Source organism: Frigoribacterium sp. CFBP 13712 (genome assembly GCF_014842255.1).
Lineage (GTDB): Bacteria > Actinomycetota > Actinomycetes > Actinomycetales > Microbacteriaceae > Frigoribacterium.
In genome coordinates this window covers 119,708-136,913 of sequence record NZ_JACYVH010000002.1, presented here as the reverse complement: position 1 = coordinate 136,913, position 17,206 = coordinate 119,708, and the positions used below count along the sequence as shown (strand labels likewise).

Below are 17,206 nucleotides of genomic sequence, written 5' to 3'. Positions count from 1 at the left end.
GGTGGCCGTCGGCGTCTGGGCCGACGTCACGGTTCTCGGTTCGCGAGCGCGGGTCACCCGGTGACCCTGTCGCCTTGACCCGTGGTGGCGTAGGCCACGTTTCGGAGGGATTCCGTCCCCTTGTCGAGATAACCCGTGTGGTCGTCCGTGTGGACAGCGTGATTGTCGACGGCGACGAGAGGGCCCGAACCGTCGGCGCCGAACGTCGTCGCACCGAAACCCGCGTCCGTCGGATCCTGGTGGTGGTCGAAGCTGCGGTCACGACCGAACTGCGCCCACTGGTCGCCGGCACCGCCGATGAAGGGTGTGGCGTTCTCCGCCTGGCCGGCGAAGACCTCGCCGGCGTTGATCTTCTCAGCCGCGTCAACGGCATCGGGCAGTCCCGCCGAGGCGATCGTGGTGAAGGTGTCGACTTCGACGCCCTGCTTCGTCAGCGCGAAGGCGGCGGTCGTCGTGCCGTACGAATGCGCCAGCACGTTCGTGGTCGGTCCGTCGTCCCCTCGAACCGCATTCATGCCCTCGATGGACGCGGCCAGCCTGTCGCCCCCGTCTCGGGCCGCACCCGTACCGAGCACGCCGATGTCCAAGTCGAACACACCGGGCTGCGGAGGCGAGTCGTAGCCCATCCAGGCGATCACGGCGCGGTCCTCGTCGCCGTGGACGCGGCCCTGCTCGTCGTAGACGCTCTGTGAGGCATCGGTCCAGTCGGTCATCTTTCGAGTGCTCGACCCCATGCCGGGAACCGCCCACGTGACGTTCGTGGCGGTGTCGAGATCTCCGATGGCGACGGCGGCGAGAGGAGGCTCGTCGGAGGTGAGCGAGATGAGGGTCCGTGCCCCGAGCTCCTCACCCTGCACCAGAGACGCCTTGATGTTCTCGAGGGCGATGATGTTGCGGGCGTTCTGAGCTCGGTCGGGGGCGTTCTGGTAGGCGGGCAGACCCATGTTGTCGAAGAAGTCGTTCGCCTCGGCGATGCGCTGGTCGAGGACCGCGACGTTGGCGGTGCTCCGAACCCAGTAGGGGATGCCCTCGAGGTTGCCGAGCTCGCTGAGGGCCGAGGTCGGCAGGGCGGCCAGCTCTCGCCGGTCGGCGGCCGTGTAGCCCATCGTGGCCCACAGCTCCGCGACCTCGGACGGCGTCAGCGAGTCGTCGAACAGCTTGGTGAACGGTGCCGGCACGGCGTCCGCCACCGCCAGGTCGAGCGTCGCGTCCGAGAGCTCGCCCGTTCCGCCGGCCCGCTCGAACGCGTCGGCGATGCTGTCGAGCCAGGCGGCATCGGCCGCGTTCTCTTCGAGCAGCCGGCGGATCCCGTCGAAGACGGTGACCGTTCCGATCTCGGCCCACGCGCAGGCGCTGACGAAGGCCACCCACGCGTTCTCGACGCCCGTGACGGAGTCGGACGCGCCGGTGTCGAGGCCGCGGGTCGTCGTGGCGAAGCCATGGAGGGCCGCTGGATCGGCCGAGCTGCGACCGTCACCCGTGCCGAGACCGGTCCGCGGACGCCCCTGCGCCGAGAAGGTCGCGTCGATCGGCACGGGCTTGATGGCCACCTCGGACGGTTTCGGATCGAACAACGCCGGGGCTCCGGACCCCGGCGTCAGCAGCCAGGGCACGACCAGCTCGTCGGACTCGGCGGCGGCCTTGGCCTCGGCGATCCGGGTGTCCTCCCGCTGCTGCCACGCGTCGAGATCGGCCAGTCGCTTCTTCTCTGCGGCCGCCTGCTCCGCCACGGCGCGGACCTGCGATGCGAGATCTTCGAGCGCCGTCGCCGCCTTGGGCCGGTCCGCCGCCTCGGCGATCGCCGACTCGGTGAATCGTGCCGCGTACGCGCCCTTGAAGTCTTCGGCGGCCTCGTCCGCAGCCGTACGTCGAGAGCCTGCCTGCCCCCGCAGCGTGTCGGCTGCTCCGTCGGCGGCCTTCGCCAAGCGCTCAGCCGTATCGGCGTCGAATTCGATGGTCGTCATGTCATCCCCCCGATGAGCGCGCGACTGCGCACGGAAAGAGACTAGTCAGTCTTGGTTCGCGGGAACACCCCTGGCTCCGCCACCAGGATTCGAACCTGGACCTAACAGCTCCAAAGGCTGTCGTGCTGCCGTTACACCATGGCGGACCGCGCTCATGCGCCCGCTCATTCTGCCAGACGGCGCGCACGGCACCGGTCGACATAATGGTCGGATGCCCGAGCATGACGAGGTCGACCGGATCGTCGAGGCGTGGCGCCACGAGCGACCCGACCTCGACTTCGCGCCGCTCCACGTGCTCTCGCGCGTCGCCCGCCTCTCGAAGCACCTCGACCGCGCCCGCCGCGAGGCCTTCCAGGCCAGCGACCTCGAGTCGTGGGAGTTCGACGTGCTCTCGGCCCTCCGCCGCGCCGGGGCCCCGTACCAGCTGAGCCCGAAGACGCTCCTCCAGCAGACGCTCGTCTCGAGCGGTGCGATGACCAACCGCATCCACCGCCTGGTCGACCGCGGTCTCGTCGAACGCCGCACCGACCCGAACGACGGCCGAGGCATCCTCGTCACGATGACCACAGCCGGCCGCAGCGCCGTCGACGCCGCGATCGAGCGCCTCCTCGCCGAGGAGGACGCCCTGCTGAGCGACCTCGACGCCGACGACCGCAGCCGCCTCACCGACCTGCTGCGCACCCTCAGCCTGACCCTGGGCGGGTAGCCGCCCGTCGAGGGGTCACGACACGCCGTCAGGAGCCGAGGAGGCGCGGCGTGTCATGACTCATCGACCGGGCTTCTCGAGGGCCGGGCCCCAGGCCCGGGCCCGAGGGCCCCAGCTCTCAGGCCAGCAGCTCGCTCAGCTCGAGCCAGCGCACCTCGAGCTCGGCCGTCTTGTGGTCGAGCGCCGTGAGCTTGGCCTGCAGCGCCGCCAGGCCGTCGAAGTCGGACTGGTCGAACGTCGAGAACTGCGCGAGCAGCGACTCGCGCTCGGTCGCGGCCTTCGCCATCTTGCGGTCGATCGACCCGAGCTCCTTCTCGGCGTTGCGCTTCTCGGCGCCCGAGAGACCCGAGGCGGCGGCGGAGGCTGCGACGGATGCCGAGGCCCCCTGGACGGCCGTCGGTCGGTCGGTCGCGCCTCCTTGGCTGTCCGTCGCCTGCTTGCGCAGCTGCAGGTACTGGTCGACACCGCCCGGCAGGTGCCGGAAGCGCCCGTCGAGCACCGCGTACTGCTGATCGGTGACCCGCTCGAGCAGGTACCGGTCGTGCGATACGACCAGCAGGGTGCCCGGCCAGCCGTCGAGGAGGTCCTCCATCGCGGCGAGCATGTCGGTGTCGAGGTCGTTGGTGGGCTCGTCGAGGATGAGCACGTTCGGCTCGTTCAGCAGGATGAGCAGGAACTGCAGGCGGCGCTTCTGACCGCCCGACAGGTCTTTGATCGGGGTCTGCAGCTGAGCGCTCGTGAAGCCGAGGCGCTCGAGCAGCTGACCCGGCGTCATCTCCTTGCCGGCGGTGACGTACGAGGTGCGCTGCCGGCCGATGACGTCGTTCACGCGCTCGTGGGCGACCTCGTGCAGATCGGCGAGCTGCTGGTCGAGGATCGCGAACTTGACGGTCTTGCCCTGCTTCACCCGACCCTCGGTGGGGGCGATGACGCCGGTGACGACCTTGAGCAGCGTCGACTTGCCGGCGCCGTTGACCCCGAGCACGCCGGTTCGCTCGCCGGGCGCGATGCGCCACTCGACGCCCTGCAGCACCCGCTTGTCGCCGAACGAGACGCCGACCTCGACGAGGTCGACGACGTCTTTGCCGAGCCGCGCGGTCGCCATCTGCGACAGCTGCACGGCGTCGCGCACGGGCGGCTCGTCGGCGATCAGCTCGTTGGCGGCGTCGATGCGGAACTTCGGCTTGGTCGAGCGGGCGGGGGCGCCGCGGCGCAGCCAGGCGAGCTCTTTGCGCATCAGGTTCTGGCGCTTCGACTCGGACGCCGAGGCCATGCGGTCGCGCTCGACGCGCTGCAGCACGTAGGCCGCGTAGCCGCCCTCGAAGGGCTCGACGATGCCGTCGTGGACCTCCCAGGTGTCGGTCGAGACCTCGTCGAGGAACCACCGGTCGTGGGTCACGACGACGAGCGCGCCCGAGTTCGCCGACCAGCGGCGCTTGAGGTGCTGCGCCAGCCAGGCGACGCCCTCGACGTCGAGGTGGTTGGTGGGCTCGTCGAGGAAGAGGACGTCCCAGTCGCCGACCAGCAGGGTCGCCAGGGCCACGCGGCGGCGCTGACCACCGGAGAGGTCCTCGACCGCGGCCTCCCACGGGATGTCGGTGGCGAGACCCGAGATGACGTCGCGGATGCGCGCGTCGCCGGCCCACTCGTGCTCGTCACGGTCGCCCACGATGAGACTTCCGACCGTGGCGCCCGTGGGCAGCACGTCGCGCTGGTCGAGCATGCCGATGGTGAGACCGCGACGCGTCGTCACGCGACCGTCGTCGGGCTGCAGGCGACCGGCCAGCACCGACATGAGGGTCGACTTGCCGTCGCCGTTGCGGCCGACGACGCCGATGCGGGAGCCCTCGTCGATGCCGAGAGTCACCCCGTCGAGGACGACCTTGGTCGGGAATTCGAGACGGAGGTTTTCTGCGCCGAGTAGATGTGCCACCCGAGAAGCGTAGTCGGCCCAGCCGGACGCTCCGACGGGCACGGGCGGGCGGCGGTCAGCCGAGCGACGCGGTCCACTCGTCGGAGCCGTCGGCGAACTCCTGCCGCTTCCAGATCGGGGTGCGCGCCTTGACCTCGTCGACGAGGGCCGCGCAGGCCGCGAACGCCTCGGCTCGATGGGCCGACGAGACCGCGCAGGCCAGCGCCACGTCGCCGATCGAGAGGTCGCCGTAGCGGTGCTCGACGGCCACCCGCACCTCGGGGTGCGCGGTCGCGATCGAGAGGGCGACCTCGCGGATCACCTCGGTCGCGTTCGGATGCGCCTCGTAGTGCAACGCGGTCACCCCGCGCCCGTCGTCGTGATCGCGGACGACGCCCTCGAAGGTCACGACGGCCCCGGAGGCACGGCTCGCCACGAGCGCGGAGCAGCCGGCGACCGAGAGGGCCTCGTCGACGACGCGGGCGAGCAGCACGCGATCACCGGCCGATGCGGGGGCGGGGCCGGCGGCGTCGGCCGCCGCGGCGTCAGTCATGCGACCCTCCATCCAGCTGGTCGACCACGTGGTCGACGATGTCGCCGAGCATCTCGAGCCCGTCGCGGACTCCCCCGCGCGACCCCGGCAGGTTGACGACGAACGTGCGACCGGCGACACCCGCGACGCCCCGCGAGAGCACGGCGGTGGGGGTCGCCGCGACGCCGCGACGACGCAGCTCCTCGGCGACGCCCGGCAGCTCTCTGTCGAGCAGCGGCCGGGTCTGCTCGGGGGTGGCGTCGGTCGGCGAGACGCCGGTGCCGCCGGTCGTGACGATCACGTCCGGCGAGGTCGCGAGCGCCTCGGCGAGCGCGCGACCCACGGCCTCGCCGTCGGCGACGACGACCGGGGCGGGCACGTCGTAGCGACGCGCCTCGAACCACTCTCGGATGACGGGGCCGGTGAGGTCGTCGGCCCGTCCCGCCGCGGCACGGGTCGAGGCGACGATGACGACGGCCCGGCGGACGGGGAGGGTGGTCATCGCGCCCAGTCCCCCGATTTGCCGCCCTGCTTCGCCAGCACCTTGACGTCGTGGATCTCGGCGAGCGGGTCGACGGCCTTGATCATGTCGTAGAGGGTCAGGGCGGCGATGGAGGCGGCGGTCAGCGCCTCCATCTCCACACCCGTCTTGCCGTGGGTCTTGACCCGTGCGAGCACCACGACGTCGGTGTCGCCGGGTTCGAAGTCGACGGTCACCGACCCGATGGGCAGCGGGTGGCAGAGCGGGATGAGAGACGAGGTCCGCTTGGCCGCCATGATGCCGGCGATGCGGGCCGTGCCGAGCGCCTCGCCCTTCGGCAGGGTGCCCTCGACGAGGCGGGCGACGACGTCGCCGCGGGTGGTCAGCCGCGCCTGGGCGGTCGCCACGCGGGTCGTCTCGCTCTTGCCGGTGACATCGACCATGTGCGCCGTCCCGTCGTCACGGACGTGGGTGAGCCCGGGAGGCGCGGTGTCGGCGGGCGGTTCGCGATCAGTCATCGAGCGCCCACACTACGACCTCGTCGCCCTCCTCGACCCGGTCGACGCCGACGGGCACGTGCACCAGCACAGTGGCCGCCGCGTGGTTCGACAGGAGGTGCGAGCCGGGGCCGCCGACGAGGGCCACGCGACCGTCGACGTCGAGGCGGCCGCGGCGGAGCTGGTGCTTGCCGACGGGAGAGTCGGCGGACTCGGCCATGGGCGCGGCCCGCTGCGCACGCGGCCTCCCGACACCGGTCGCGGTCTGCAGCAGAGGGCGGAGGAACACCTCGAACGAGACGAGGGCGCTGACCGGGTTGCCCGGGAAGCAGACGATCGGCAGGGCCCGGTGGCCGACGGTGAGCGTGCCGTGACCCTGCGGGCCGCCGGGCTGCATGGCCACGGAGCCGAAGACGACGCCCGAGGCCTCGAAGGCGTCGCGCACCACCTCGTAGGCACCGGCGCTGACGCCGCCGGTCGTGAGCACGAGATCGACGTCGGCGCCGTGCCGGGCGACGACCGCCAGCAGGGTGGCCGCGTCGTCGGTCACGCGCTCGGTCACGACGTCGACGCCGACCTCGGCCAGGGCCGCGGCGAGCGCCGTGCCGTTCGCGTCGTGGATCGCACCGGGGCCGAGGTCGGCGCCGGGTGCCGCGAGCTCTTCGCCCGTCGAGACCAGCAGGAGGCGCGGGCGGCGTCGGACGACGACCTCGCGCACGCCCGCCGCGGCCAGCACCCCCCAGCGGGCCGGGGTGAGGATCGTGCCGGCGCCGAGCAGCACGCTGCCGGCCCGCACGTCGGAGCCCGCGTCGCGGACGAACGTGCCGGAGGCGACGGGCCCCGTGATCGAGACGCGGCTGTCGGCGCCCTCGGCGGGGAACAGCGGTGGATCGACCTGCTCGACGGGCACCACCGCGTCGGCGCCGTCGGGCACCGCCGCACCGGTCATGATCGGCGCCGCCGTGCCGGGTCGGAGCGCCGGACCGACGCGACCCGCGGGGATGCGGTCGACGACGACGAGCGACGTCGCCCGGTCGTCGGTCAGATCGGGTGACGAGACGGCGAAGCCGTCCATCTGGGAGTTGGCGAACGGAGGCAGGTCGATCGGTGCGACGACGTCGACGGCGACCTCGCGCCTCCGGTACCGGTCGGGCTGGGCCGCGACGAGCGCCGGATCGACCCGCAGACCCTCGTGCGGCCGTGCCGCCAGGGCGGCCTCGACCAGCTCGGCCACGTCGTTCTGGTGCTGTTCGATCGTGCGCACGCGGATCCTCTCGGCTGTCGCCAGTAGCGTAGCGGGGGTGACCGACACCACCCCCGCCTCCTCGTCCCCGCCCCGCGTCGACGTCGCCGTCATCGGCGGCTCCGGCCTCTACTCCCTCTTCGCGCCGGGCACGGCGACCAGCCATGTCGTCGCGACGCCGTACGGCCCGACCTCGAGCGAGGTCTCGATCGGCGAGCTCGGCGGCAAGCGCGTCGCGTTCCTGACCCGTCACGGCAAGGGGCACTCCGTGCCGCCGCACCGCATCGACTTCCGGGCGAACGTCTGGGCGCTCGCGTCGCTGGGCGCCAAGGCCGTCGTGTCGTCGTCGGCCGTCGGCGGGGTCAGCCCGGAGTACCCGCCGGGCACGATGGTCGTGACCGACCAGTTCATCGACCGCACCTGGGGCCGCCCCGACACGTTCTACGACGTCGAGGGCTCGGTGCAGCACCTGATGGCCGCCGACCCGTTCGACCCGGTGCTGCGGGCGGCCGCCGTGTCGGCGCTCGAGCAGCAGGGCGAGCCGTTCGCCGCGACGGGCACCTGCGTCGTCATCCAGGGCCCGCGGTTCTCGACCCGGGCCGAGTCGCTCTGGTTCCGAGCCGCCGGCGCGCACACGATCAACATGACGATGTACCCCGAGGTGCCGTTGACCCTCGAGCTCGGCATGGGCGCCGTCAACATCTCGTTCGTCACCGACAGCGACGCCGGCATCTCGCCGGAGGAGGGTGACGACGACGACGCCGTCAGCCACCAGCTCGTCATGGAGCGCCTCGCCGCCGCCCAGCCGCGCATCGTCGCTGCCATCGAGTCGATCGTCGCCGGGCTGCCGAGCGACTACGAGCCGCGCGAGCTGATTCCCGCCGAGGCGGTCGCCGCCGTGCTCGCCCGCCCCGTGCAGTCGCGCCGGGCCGCGCTATGACCGACGCTCGCGGCGCCTCGACCGACCCGGGCCCCCTCGGGCGGCTGCTCGTGACGGGCGGCGCCGGGTTCATCGGCTCGGCCGTCGTCGCCCAGGCCCTCGATCGCGGCTGGACGGTGCGCGTGCTCGACTCGCTGCGCTCGGACGTGCACGGCGGCGAGCCCGAGTTCGACCCGCGGGTCGAGTTCGTGCTCGGCGACGTGCGCGACGCCGACGTGGTCGACCGGGCGCTCGAGGGCGTCGACGCGGTCTGCCACCAGGCGGCCAAGGTCGGGCTCGGCGTCGACTTCCAGGACGCCCCCGACTACGTCTCGTCGAACGAGCTCGGCACCGCCGTCGTCCTGGCCGCCCTCGATCGTGCGGGGATCGACCGACTCGTCGTCGCCTCGTCGATGGTCGTCTACGGCGAGGGCAGCTACCGCACCTCGGCCGGCGCCACCGAGCGCCCGGCGCCTCGTCGCATCGCCGACCTCGACGCCGGCGTCTTCGACCCGCGCGACGACGCCGGCGACCTGCTCGAGCCGCAGCTCATCGCGGAGGACGCCCCGCTCGACCCGCGCAACGTCTACGCCATCACGAAGCTGACGCAGGAGCACCTGGCGACCTCGTGGGCGCGGAGCACCGGGGGCCGCGCGGCGGCCCTGCGCTACCACAACGTCTACGGGCCGGGGATGCCGCAGAACACCCCCTATGCCGGTGTCGCGTCGCTGTTCCGCTCGGCGCTGCAGCGCGGCGAGGCCCCCCGCGTGTTCGAGGACGGCGCCCAGCGCCGCGACTTCGTGCACGTCCGCGACATCGCGTCGGCCAACCTCGCGGCGCTCGACTGGACGGCCGAGCAGGAGCCCGAGACGTTCAGGGCGTTCAACGTCGGCAGCGGCGTCGTGCACACCATCGGCGAGATGGCCTCGGCGCTCGCCCGCGAGGCCGGCGGGCCCGAGCCCGTCGTCACCGGCGAGTACCGCGCCGGCGACGTGCGGCACGTGACGGCGTCGTCGGCCCGGCTGCGCGACGAACTGCGTTGGGAGCCCGCCGTCAGCTTCGACGAGGGCATGCGGGAGTTCGCCACCGCACCCCTGCGCGCCGCGGTCACGAACTAGACCGGAGGGCAGGAGGCGCGGGTCGGGTCGACGGCGACGGCCCGCCCCGCGCTCGGTCGCCTCGACCTGCTCGCCCCTGCATCACGCCGACCAGGGGTCGATGATCTCGAGCCCGACCCCCTCGAAGTCGCGGACGTTGCGAGTCGCGAGGCTCGCACCGGTCGCGAGCGCCGTCGCCGCGATCATGGCGTCCGCCGTCGCGACCGGGCGACCGAGACGCGTCCGGAGACGCACGACCCCCGCGTATTCGAGGGCGGTCGCTGCGCCGAAGGCGAGGACGCGACCCGCGAACTGCGTCTGGAGAGCATCGACGACCCCTCTCTCGACGACATCACGCCGAGCGCCAGGAGTCAAGCAGAGGACACCGGCGAGCATCTCGGCTGCGGAGACCACGCTCAGGAAGAGGTCGCCTGCTCGCTGCTCGGCGTACCAGGACAGGACTTCGGGAGCCGGTCGGACTCGTGAGAGCTCGGAGACGACGTGGGTGTCGACGACGATCACTCGAAGTCGACGATCTTCGCTGGAATCTGCTCACGACGGTTGCGTTCGAGGATCTCGATGAAGTCGTCGTCGAGGAGCGCATCGTTCTCAGCGAGCCGGCGGCGGAGAGCGACGACCCAGTTCTCCGCAACGCCGGGAGCGCCAGGGGCGCCAGGGGTGCCGTCGAACTCGAGCACGACCTCGGCCGTCGGGAACTCGGCGTCGGCGACGTACCGCCCCAGCACCCAGCGCACCTCGGCCTCCATCGACCGCCCGTGTCTCGCGCTCAGCGCCTTGAGCCCCGAGACCACATCGGGATCGAGCCCGCGAACAGTCACCGTCGACATGGTGATCACCTCCTGGCGGGGATGCTAGCAGAATGACAGCGGATCGGCCGATGTACAGGATGCGGCCCTCTCATCACCTTCATGGCATGTCAGCCGTACAGTCGGGATGATGAGCACCTCACCCGTCGACGTCCCGCTGGTCGACGTCGTGCTGCCCTGTCTCGACGAGGAGGGCGCGCTGCCCTGGGTCCTGGGGCGCATCCCCGACCGTTGGCACGCGATCGTCGTCGACAACGGCTCCACCGACGGGTCGGCGCGCGTCGCCGCCGAGCACGGGGCCACGGTCGTGCAGGAGGCGCGGCGCGGCTTCGGCAGCGCCGCCCACGCCGGTCTCGTCGCGGCCACCGCCCCCTACGTCGCCTTCTGCGACGCCGACGCCTCGATGGACCCCGCCGACCTCGTCGCGCTCGCCGAGCCGGTGATGTCGGGCGACGCCGACCTCGTGCTCGGTCGGCGTCGCCCGACCACCCGCGGGGCGTGGCCGGTGCACGCCCGCATCGCCAATCTCGCCCTGGCGCGGCTGATGCGGCGTGCCAGCGGCGTCGCCCTGCACGACCTCGGCCCCATGCGGGTCGCCCGACGCGACGAGCTCCTCGCCCTCGACCTGAAGGACCGACGGAGCGGCTACCCGCTCGAGATGGTGCTCCGCGCCTCCGAGTCCGGCTGGCGGATCCGCGAACAGGACACCCCCTACTCGCCCCGGGTCGGGCGGAGCAAGGTGACGGGCACCATCAGGGGCACGAGCGTCGCCGTCAGAGACATGTCCCGACTGCTGCGGGAGGCGGGTCGATGACCACCATCGTCGTGATCGCCAAGGAGACGATCCCCGGTCGCGTCAAGACGCGCCTCCACCCGCCCCTGAGCCTCGAGCAGGCCGCCGACGTCGCCGCGGCCGCCATCCAGGACACCCTCGCCGTCGCCTCGGCACTGCCCGCCACCCGACGGGTGCTGCTCTTCGACGGCAACCGAACACCGCCCGGCTCCGAACAGTTCGATGTGATCCCTCAGATCGGTGGCGACCTCGACGCACGGCTCGGAGCCCTCTTCGACGAGGTCGACGGCCCGACCGTGCTGATCGGCATGGACACGCCGCAGGTGACCGTCGAGACGCTGACCCCCGTCTTCGCCGACTGGACGGACGACGTCGACGCCTGGTTCGGCCCGGCCAACGACGGCGGCTTCTGGGCCCTCGGTCTCGCCCGACCCACCGGCGACCTGCTGCGCGGCGTCCCGATGTCGCGCGACGACACCGGCGCCCACCAGCTGCGGCGACTCGCCGAGGCGGGGCTGCGCGTGCGGACCCTCCCCGAGCTCGTCGACGTCGACACGATCGACGACGCCCGCCTCGTCGCCGCCACCGCGCCGCGCAGCCGCTTCGCCGCGGCCCTCCGTCTCGCCGACCCGGGTGGTGCCCCGACGGGCCCGACCCGCGCCTCCTCGGCTTCGACCTCCCCCTCATCCACCGCCGCTGCTCAGACCCCGTCGCCGGCCCGCTCGACTCCCGAGGAGCCCCTCTCGTGACACTCACCGCAGACACGAACACCCACCCCGTCGCGACCTTCGGCTCGGGCGGGGCCGAGCCCTACGCCCGCGCTCTGCGCCGCGAGGGGCGCCTGCAGCTCGTCCGGGCCGACGCGCCCGTCGCACCCGGTTCACCCGCCCCGTCGACGGGCGCCGCCGACGTCTACGGACCGTTCGACGTCGCCCGCTGGAGCTCCGCCGCCGACGCTGCCGATCTCTCGACGCTCGCCGGTGCGCGCTCGGTGCTCGACATCGGCTGCGGGCCGGCCCGCATGGTCCGCGCGGCCGTCGGCCTCGGCATCGAGGCCCTCGGCATCGACGTGTCCGAGACGGCCGTCGCCATGGCGGTCGACGCCGGGCTGCCCGTCGCGGCCGGCTCCGTCTTCGACCCGCTCGACGGCGAGGGCGGCTGGCACGTCGCTCTGCTGCTCGACGGCAACATCGGCATCGGCGGCGACCCGACGGCCCTCCTGACCCGCTGCTCGGAGGTCATCGCCTCGAACGGATCGGTCGTGGTCGAGACGGCGCACGACGACTCCGCCGACGAGTTCTACGACGCCCACGTCGTCGACGACCGCGGTCTCACGAGTGCGACGTTCCCCTGGGCCGAGGTGGGTCGGGCGGCCCTGCCCGGTCACGCCCGCCGCGCCGGCCTCGAGGTCGCTCAGACCTGGTCGGTCGACTCGCGGACCTTCTGCCGCCTGGTCCGCACCAGGTAGATCGCCACGGCGAGGGCCGTCACGACCGCGATCACGACCCACATCGCACCCAGACGCGAGGCGTAGTCGAACGGCAGCACGGTGTCGTTCTTCGGCCCCTTCGCCTTCGCGACGATCTCGGGGACGACGATCATCGACAGGACGACGCCGACCACGACGGCGCTCTGCACCAGGGCGATCACCGCGGCCGGCACGCGGCGACCCGTCCGCCGGACGGCGAGACCGACGCCGACGACGACGGGCGCGATGATCGCGTCGTGCACGATCACCGAGCCGATCAGCCAGACGAGCAGCCCCGAGTAGCGCGTCGGGCTGACGGTCTCGGTCAGCACGTAGCCGCCGAGTCCGATCAGGGCGATCCCGACGACGATCAGCACGCCCCTGGTGACGCGGACGCCGCGGCCCGCGATGGGGGCGGCCCGGCCCGTCCTGGTGGTCTTCACGGTGGTCATCACAGCACCTCGATCGTGGTCAGCCATTTGGTCTGCAGCACACCCGGTCTGCCGGGGGCGATCACCCGGGCGGGGTACCCGTGGTCGATGCTCAGCCGCTCGCCGTTGAGCTCGAGCGCGATCAGCGTCGCGGGGTCGGTGGCGTACTCGGAACCCATCAGCATCACGCGGTAGCCGCCGCGCTCTTCGAGACTCGTGAAGCGGAGACGCCGGTCGGCGGGCGCACCCACCGTCGCCATGAGGTCGACGAGGCGGACCCCGCGCCACCGGCCGGTCTGACTCCAGCCCTCGACGCACGAGATGGGCAGGTCGCCCTCGTCCTGCGTCATGGCCGTCAGGTCGTCGGCGCTGAACGAGCGCGACCGGTCGCCGTTCGAGACCGTCAGGGCCCAGTCGGGCGCCATCGCGCTCTCGAGCACCCGCGCCGCCGCGGCCGTCCGGTTGATCGGCAGGTCGTTCGGGCCGATGCCGCGCTGCCGGGGGGCGAACGCGTTGAAGGGCTCGAAGGCGGTGAACGACTGACCGGCGGTGAGCACCACCGCTCCGCCCGTCGCGACGCCGACGGCGCCGAAGAAGCCGCGTCGCGACACCCGCGCGCGGTGCGGATCGCGGTCGCCCTCGTGCGCGGTGTCGATCCAGTGCACGATCCGACCGACGAGCCCGCGGGGCCGAGGAGGCGCGGTGCCGGTCGACGAGGCGACCCGCGCCTCCTCGGCCTCCCGCCGTCGCGTCAGCTCGCGCGTGGCCGTGAACTCGGCCCGAGCCGGGTCGAGGGCGCCGGCGGGCTCGACGAAGGCGCCGTCGGCGTCGTAGCTGTCGCGGGCCCGCCAGTAGCGGGTGATGAGCGGAAGCTTGACCGCGATGTGGATCGCCAGCGACCCGATGATCACGAACGACAGCGCGAAGTGCACCTGCCTGAACGGGAACGGCCACGGGTAGTACTGGAACGTGTTCAGCAGACCGGTGACCAGCTGCAGCACCGACGTCGCGATGAACAGGGCGATGGAGGCGCGCTCGAGCACCTGCACCGGGTGCCGCACCGGCGGGTACTGGAACAGCTGGGGGAACACCGCGTGCAGCTTGCCGAGCAGCAGCGGGATGCAGGCGATGCCCGCCGTGATGTGCACGCCCTGGCTGACCTGGTAGAGCCAGACCGGGCGGGTCGGGAAGCGCATCCACTCCGCGGGCTCCTGCAGGAAGTGGCTGTAGAGACCGGTCAGCAGGCAGACCAGGAAGGCGATGCCGAGCAGTCGCCCGAGCACCGTCGCCGTCCGGGCGTTCCGCGTCGGCGACGTCGCCGCGAGGCGGAGGGTGAAGAGAAGACTTCTCATGGGTGCGCCTCGGGGTCTGGCCCGACACATCGGACACCCGGGCGGGCGTCCGACAGACTGGGTCTCGTGCGTACTCTATTCGCGGCGGTGGCCGTCGGCGGTTTGGCCGTCGCCGTGGGTTGGGGGCTGCTGACCCTCGGATTCGTCGCGAAGGAGACGCGAGACGACTTCGTCTACTGGACGACGATCTGCTGGCTGCTCTTCGCCGTCGCCCTCGTGCTGCTGCGTCGCGTGCCCGCGCGGGCCGTCACCGCGCTCGTGCTGATCGGCGCGGCGGTCGTCGGCGGCGCGTCGCTGCTGAGCCCGCCCAACACGAGCACCGACCCCGCGCGCTACGCCTGGGACGGCATCGTGCAGGCGGACGGGGTGTCGCCGTACGAGTACACGCCCGAGGCCGGCGAGCTGCGCGACCTCCGCCCCGAGTGGATCTTCCCGCCCGCCGCCGAGTTCACCCGCGACGACGGCACGATCGGCCTCCGCTGCGGACAGGAGACCCGGCAGATCCACCGCGGCTACGACACGGAGACGGGCGACGTCGTCTGCACGGCCATCAACCGACCCGACGTGCCCACGATCTACCCGCCCACCGCCGAGCTGTACTTCTGGGCCGTGCGGGCGGTCGTGGGGCCCGACGCCGAGTTCGCGCCGCTGCAGGTGCTCGGCCTGGTCATGGTGCTGGCCACCACCGCCGCCCTGCTCGTGGCGCTCCGTCGCCGCGGACTCGACCCCCGGTGGGCCGCCCTCTGGGGCTGGTGCCCGCTCGTGTACAGCGAAGGGGTCACGAACTCGCACGTCGATCTGCTCGGCGGGGTGCTCGTGCTCGCCGCGTCGCTGCTCGTCTCGACGCGGCGTCGATGGCGGGGCGGGATCGCCCTCGGGGCGGCCATCGCCACCAAGCTCATCCCCGTGATCGCGGCGCCGGCGCTGCTCCGCCGCCAGCCGCACAAGGTGATCGTGGGCGCCGTCCTCACCTTCGCGGTGCTCTACGTGCCCTACGTCGTGTCGACCGGCCTGGCCGTTCTCGGCTATCTGCCCGGCTACCTCACGGAGGAGGGCTACGAGGACGGCAGCCGGTTCGCCCTCGTGTCCGCCTGGGTGCCCGACGCCTGGGCCACACCGGTCGTCGCGCTCGTCGTCGGCGTCACCGGTCTGCTCGTCTGGCTCAAGACCGACCCCGACGACCCCTGGCTCGGGCAGCTCGTCATGATCGGGGTCACCCTCGTCGCCGTCAGCCCGCGGTACCCCTGGTACGCCCTGCTGCTCGTGCCGTTCGTGGCCATGACCGGCCGGTGGGAGTGGCTGGCGATCCCGGTGGCGCTGCTCGTGCGGCAGTTCGAACCGGGGCTCGCGCTGCAGCGGTCGTCGCTGGCCACGGCGGTGCTGGTCATCCTGCTCGTGTCGCTCTGGCGCGCCCGGCCGGGGTTCGCCGATCGGCTGCTGGACGGTCTCGCGGACGACGCCCTTCGGGTGCGGAGGCTGCTCCCTGGGCGCGGATCCCGGCGGCGGGGCTTAACCTCGACAGATGACCGTCTCACTCGGACTGCCCACGATGCCCGGTCGGGCTCGTGACACCCTCCCCCCGGTGCCCCGGCCGTCCGCCGAGACGGCGCCCTGGCTGCTCGACCGGTTCGGACGCAGCGCCACCGACCTCCGCGTCTCGCTGACCGACAAGTGCAATCTGCGGTGCACGTACTGCATGCCCGCCGACGGCCTGCCGAACCTGCCCCGCGAACAGGCGCTCGACGCCGACGAGATCGTGCGGCTGGTCGACATCGGGGTGCGCCTCCTCGGGATCCGCCAGGTGCGGTTCACCGGCGGCGAGCCGCTGCTGCGTGCCGACCTGATCGACATCGTGCGGCGCGTGGCCGCCCTCGAGCCACGACCCGAGGTCTCGCTGACCACCAACGCCATCGGTCTCGCCCACCGCGCGCAGGCCCTGGCCGACGCCGGTCTCGACCGCGTCAACGTGTCGCTCGACTCGCTGCACGCCGAGACGTTCATGAAGGTCTCGCGCAGGCCGTTCCTCGACAAGGTGCTGGCCGGTGTCGACGCCGCGGCCGCGGCCGGGCTGACCCCCGTCAAGATCAACGCCGTGCTGCTGCCCGGGGTCAACGACCACGAGGCGCCCGAGCTGCTCGCCTGGTCTCTGCGCGGCGGCCACGAGCTGCGCTTCATCGAGCAGATGCCCCTCGACGCCGACCGCAGCTGGGACCGCGCCTCCTTCGTGACCTCGCGCGACATCCACTCGCTCCTCGCGACCCGGTTCGACCTGCGCCCCGCCGACGTCGAGCGCGACGGCGCCCCGGCCGAGCTGTTCGACGCGGTCGGGCGCGACGCCGACGCCGGACTGCACGGCCGGGTGGGCATCATCGCCTCGGTCAGCGAACCGTTCTGCGCCGACTGCCGCCGCACCCGCATGACGGCCGAGGGCGGGATCCGCAGCTGCCTGTTCAGCGAGGGCGAGACCGGGCTGCGCGATCTGCTGCGCGCCGGCGGCTCGGACGACGACCTGGCCGACGCCTGGCGGGCCGCGATGTGGGCCAAGCCCAAGGGTCACGGCATCGACGACCCCGACTTCGTGCAACCCGCCCGCACCATGAGCGCCATCGGAGGCTGACATGACGACACTGACCGACGACACGGGACGCTCGGGCGACTCGGTTCAGGCTGACGGGTCGACGACCGCGACGCTGCGGTTCTTCGCGGCGGCGCGCGCCGCCGTCGGACGTGACGAGCAGCGCGTCGCGGTGCCGACCGGCGAACGCCCCACCATCGGTCGACTGCTGACCGAGGTGCGCCCCGTCGAGGGGATGTCGGCGGCGGTCTTCCGCGACGTCATGCTGCGCTGCTCGTTCCTGGTCGACGGGATCACCACGCGCGACCGCGAGCAGCTCGTCGTCGACGGTGCCGTGATCGACGTCATGCCGCCCTTCGCCGGAGGCTGACGCCCCTCGGGTCGACGCGGCTCCACCTCTCGACCCCGC

19 protein-coding genes and 1 tRNA gene are annotated in these 17,206 nt (G+C 72.5%); 9 read left to right on the top strand and 11 right to left on the bottom strand.

What is annotated here, in order from left to right; all coding sequences use genetic code 11:
- Nucleotides 1-53 precede the first annotated feature (53 nt).
- Complete coding sequence (locus tag IFT51_RS04295) at nt 54-1,964, bottom strand: alpha/beta hydrolase (RefSeq protein ID WP_192059565.1); 1,911 nt, start codon at nt 1,962-1,964, stop codon at nt 54-56.
- 71 nt (nt 1,965-2,035) lie between these two features.
- Nucleotides 2,036-2,110: transfer RNA gene (locus tag IFT51_RS04290), tRNA-Gln, on the bottom strand.
- Between the two features lie 65 nt (nt 2,111-2,175).
- On the opposite strand from IFT51_RS04290, the gene IFT51_RS04285 reads away from it, so the two are divergent.
- Complete coding sequence (locus IFT51_RS04285) at nt 2,176-2,670, top strand: MarR family winged helix-turn-helix transcriptional regulator (RefSeq protein WP_192059563.1); 495 nt, start codon at nt 2,176-2,178, stop codon at nt 2,668-2,670.
- A gap of 118 nt (nt 2,671-2,788) precedes the next feature.
- Here the strand turns inward: IFT51_RS04285 and IFT51_RS04280 are convergent, their stop codons facing one another.
- Genes IFT51_RS04280 through glp form a run of 5 tightly spaced genes read right to left on the bottom strand, consistent with a single transcriptional unit; the run spans nt 2,789 to nt 7,356 of the window.
- Entirely contained in the window at nt 2,789-4,603 is a 1,815-nt protein-coding gene (locus IFT51_RS04280) for an ABC-F family ATP-binding cassette domain-containing protein (RefSeq protein WP_192059561.1), read from the bottom strand.
- 55 nt (nt 4,604-4,658) lie between these two features.
- On the bottom strand, nt 4,659-5,135 hold the full coding sequence (locus IFT51_RS04275) for a molybdenum cofactor biosynthesis protein MoaE (protein ID WP_192059558.1): 477 nt from the start codon (nt 5,133-5,135) through the stop codon (nt 4,659-4,661).
- On the bottom strand, nt 5,128-5,616 hold the full coding sequence (locus IFT51_RS04270) for a molybdenum cofactor biosynthesis protein B (protein ID WP_192059556.1): 489 nt from the start codon (nt 5,614-5,616) through the stop codon (nt 5,128-5,130). The genes IFT51_RS04275 and IFT51_RS04270 overlap by 8 nt, the downstream gene beginning before the upstream one ends.
- Nucleotides 5,613-6,113 (bottom strand): cyclic pyranopterin monophosphate synthase MoaC, encoded by a 501-nt coding sequence (moaC, locus tag IFT51_RS04265; protein WP_192059553.1) that lies wholly within the window; start codon nt 6,111-6,113, stop codon nt 5,613-5,615. The genes IFT51_RS04270 and moaC overlap by 4 nt, the downstream gene beginning before the upstream one ends.
- The gene (glp, locus tag IFT51_RS04260) at nt 6,106-7,356 is read right to left on the bottom strand and encodes a gephyrin-like molybdotransferase Glp (RefSeq protein ID WP_371740677.1); all 1,251 of its coding nucleotides are present in this window, start codon (nt 7,354-7,356) and stop codon (nt 6,106-6,108) included. Before glp ends, moaC begins: the two co-directional genes overlap by 8 nt.
- Before the next feature lie 37 nt (nt 7,357-7,393).
- Between glp and IFT51_RS04255 the strand changes: the two genes are divergently transcribed.
- Nucleotides 7,394-8,275 carry an MTAP family purine nucleoside phosphorylase gene (locus IFT51_RS04255; RefSeq protein WP_192059550.1) on the top strand — a complete coding sequence of 294 codons (882 nt, stop codon included), beginning with the start codon at nt 7,394-7,396 and terminating at the stop codon, nt 8,273-8,275.
- Nucleotides 8,272-9,372, top strand: coding sequence for an NAD(P)-dependent oxidoreductase (locus IFT51_RS04250; protein WP_192059548.1), 1,101 nt, complete (start codon nt 8,272-8,274; stop codon nt 9,370-9,372). The genes IFT51_RS04255 and IFT51_RS04250 overlap by 4 nt, the downstream gene beginning before the upstream one ends.
- 81 nt (nt 9,373-9,453) lie before the next feature.
- On the opposite strand, the gene IFT51_RS04245 is transcribed toward IFT51_RS04250, so the two are convergent.
- A complete protein-coding gene (locus IFT51_RS04245; RefSeq protein ID WP_192059546.1) occupies nt 9,454-9,873 on the bottom strand; it encodes a type II toxin-antitoxin system VapC family toxin in 420 nt (139 codons plus the stop codon).
- Nucleotides 9,870-10,199 (bottom strand): hypothetical protein, encoded by a 330-nt coding sequence (locus IFT51_RS04240; protein WP_192059544.1) that lies wholly within the window; start codon nt 10,197-10,199, stop codon nt 9,870-9,872. The genes IFT51_RS04245 and IFT51_RS04240 overlap by 4 nt, the downstream gene beginning before the upstream one ends.
- Before the next feature lie 109 nt (nt 10,200-10,308).
- On the opposite strand from IFT51_RS04240, the gene IFT51_RS04235 reads away from it, so the two are divergent.
- From IFT51_RS04235 to IFT51_RS04225, 3 genes are read left to right on the top strand one after another with little or no spacing between them, the layout of a single operon-like run.
- On the top strand, nt 10,309-10,992 hold the full coding sequence (locus IFT51_RS04235) for a glycosyltransferase family 2 protein (protein ID WP_192059542.1): 684 nt from the start codon (nt 10,309-10,311) through the stop codon (nt 10,990-10,992).
- Nucleotides 10,989-11,720 (top strand): DUF2064 domain-containing protein, encoded by a 732-nt coding sequence (locus IFT51_RS04230; RefSeq protein ID WP_192059540.1) that lies wholly within the window; start codon nt 10,989-10,991, stop codon nt 11,718-11,720. The genes IFT51_RS04235 and IFT51_RS04230 overlap by 4 nt, the downstream gene beginning before the upstream one ends.
- Nucleotides 11,717-12,439 (top strand): class I SAM-dependent methyltransferase, encoded by a 723-nt coding sequence (locus tag IFT51_RS04225; RefSeq protein ID WP_192059538.1) that lies wholly within the window; start codon nt 11,717-11,719, stop codon nt 12,437-12,439. Before IFT51_RS04230 ends, IFT51_RS04225 begins: the two co-directional genes overlap by 4 nt.
- Here the strand turns inward: IFT51_RS04225 and IFT51_RS04220 are convergent.
- The gene (locus IFT51_RS04220) at nt 12,385-12,891 is read right to left on the bottom strand and encodes a hypothetical protein (RefSeq protein ID WP_192059536.1); all 507 of its coding nucleotides are present in this window, start codon (nt 12,889-12,891) and stop codon (nt 12,385-12,387) included. The two genes, IFT51_RS04225 and IFT51_RS04220, sit on opposite strands and share 55 nt — an antisense overlap.
- Entirely contained in the window at nt 12,891-14,222 is a 1,332-nt protein-coding gene (locus IFT51_RS04215) for a molybdopterin-dependent oxidoreductase (RefSeq protein WP_192059534.1), read from the bottom strand. The genes IFT51_RS04220 and IFT51_RS04215 overlap by 1 nt, the downstream gene beginning before the upstream one ends.
- A gap of 66 nt (nt 14,223-14,288) precedes the next feature.
- Here IFT51_RS04215 and IFT51_RS04210 point away from each other — a divergent pair, with 66 nt between their 5' ends.
- From IFT51_RS04210 to IFT51_RS04200, 3 genes are read left to right on the top strand one after another with little or no spacing between them, the layout of a single operon-like run.
- Nucleotides 14,289-15,791: a glycosyltransferase 87 family protein gene (locus IFT51_RS04210; protein ID WP_371740676.1), complete on the top strand. Its 1,503-nt coding sequence runs from the start codon at nt 14,289-14,291 to the stop codon at nt 15,789-15,791.
- Complete coding sequence (moaA, locus tag IFT51_RS04205) at nt 15,745-16,839, top strand: GTP 3',8-cyclase MoaA (protein ID WP_192059532.1); 1,095 nt, start codon at nt 15,745-15,747, stop codon at nt 16,837-16,839. Before IFT51_RS04210 ends, moaA begins: the two co-directional genes overlap by 47 nt.
- Nucleotide 16,840: 1 nt before the next feature.
- Nucleotides 16,841-17,167 carry a MoaD/ThiS family protein gene (locus IFT51_RS04200; protein ID WP_197981783.1) on the top strand — a complete coding sequence of 109 codons (327 nt, stop codon included), beginning with the start codon at nt 16,841-16,843 and terminating at the stop codon, nt 17,165-17,167.
- The last annotated feature ends 39 nt before the right edge of the window (nt 17,168-17,206 follow it).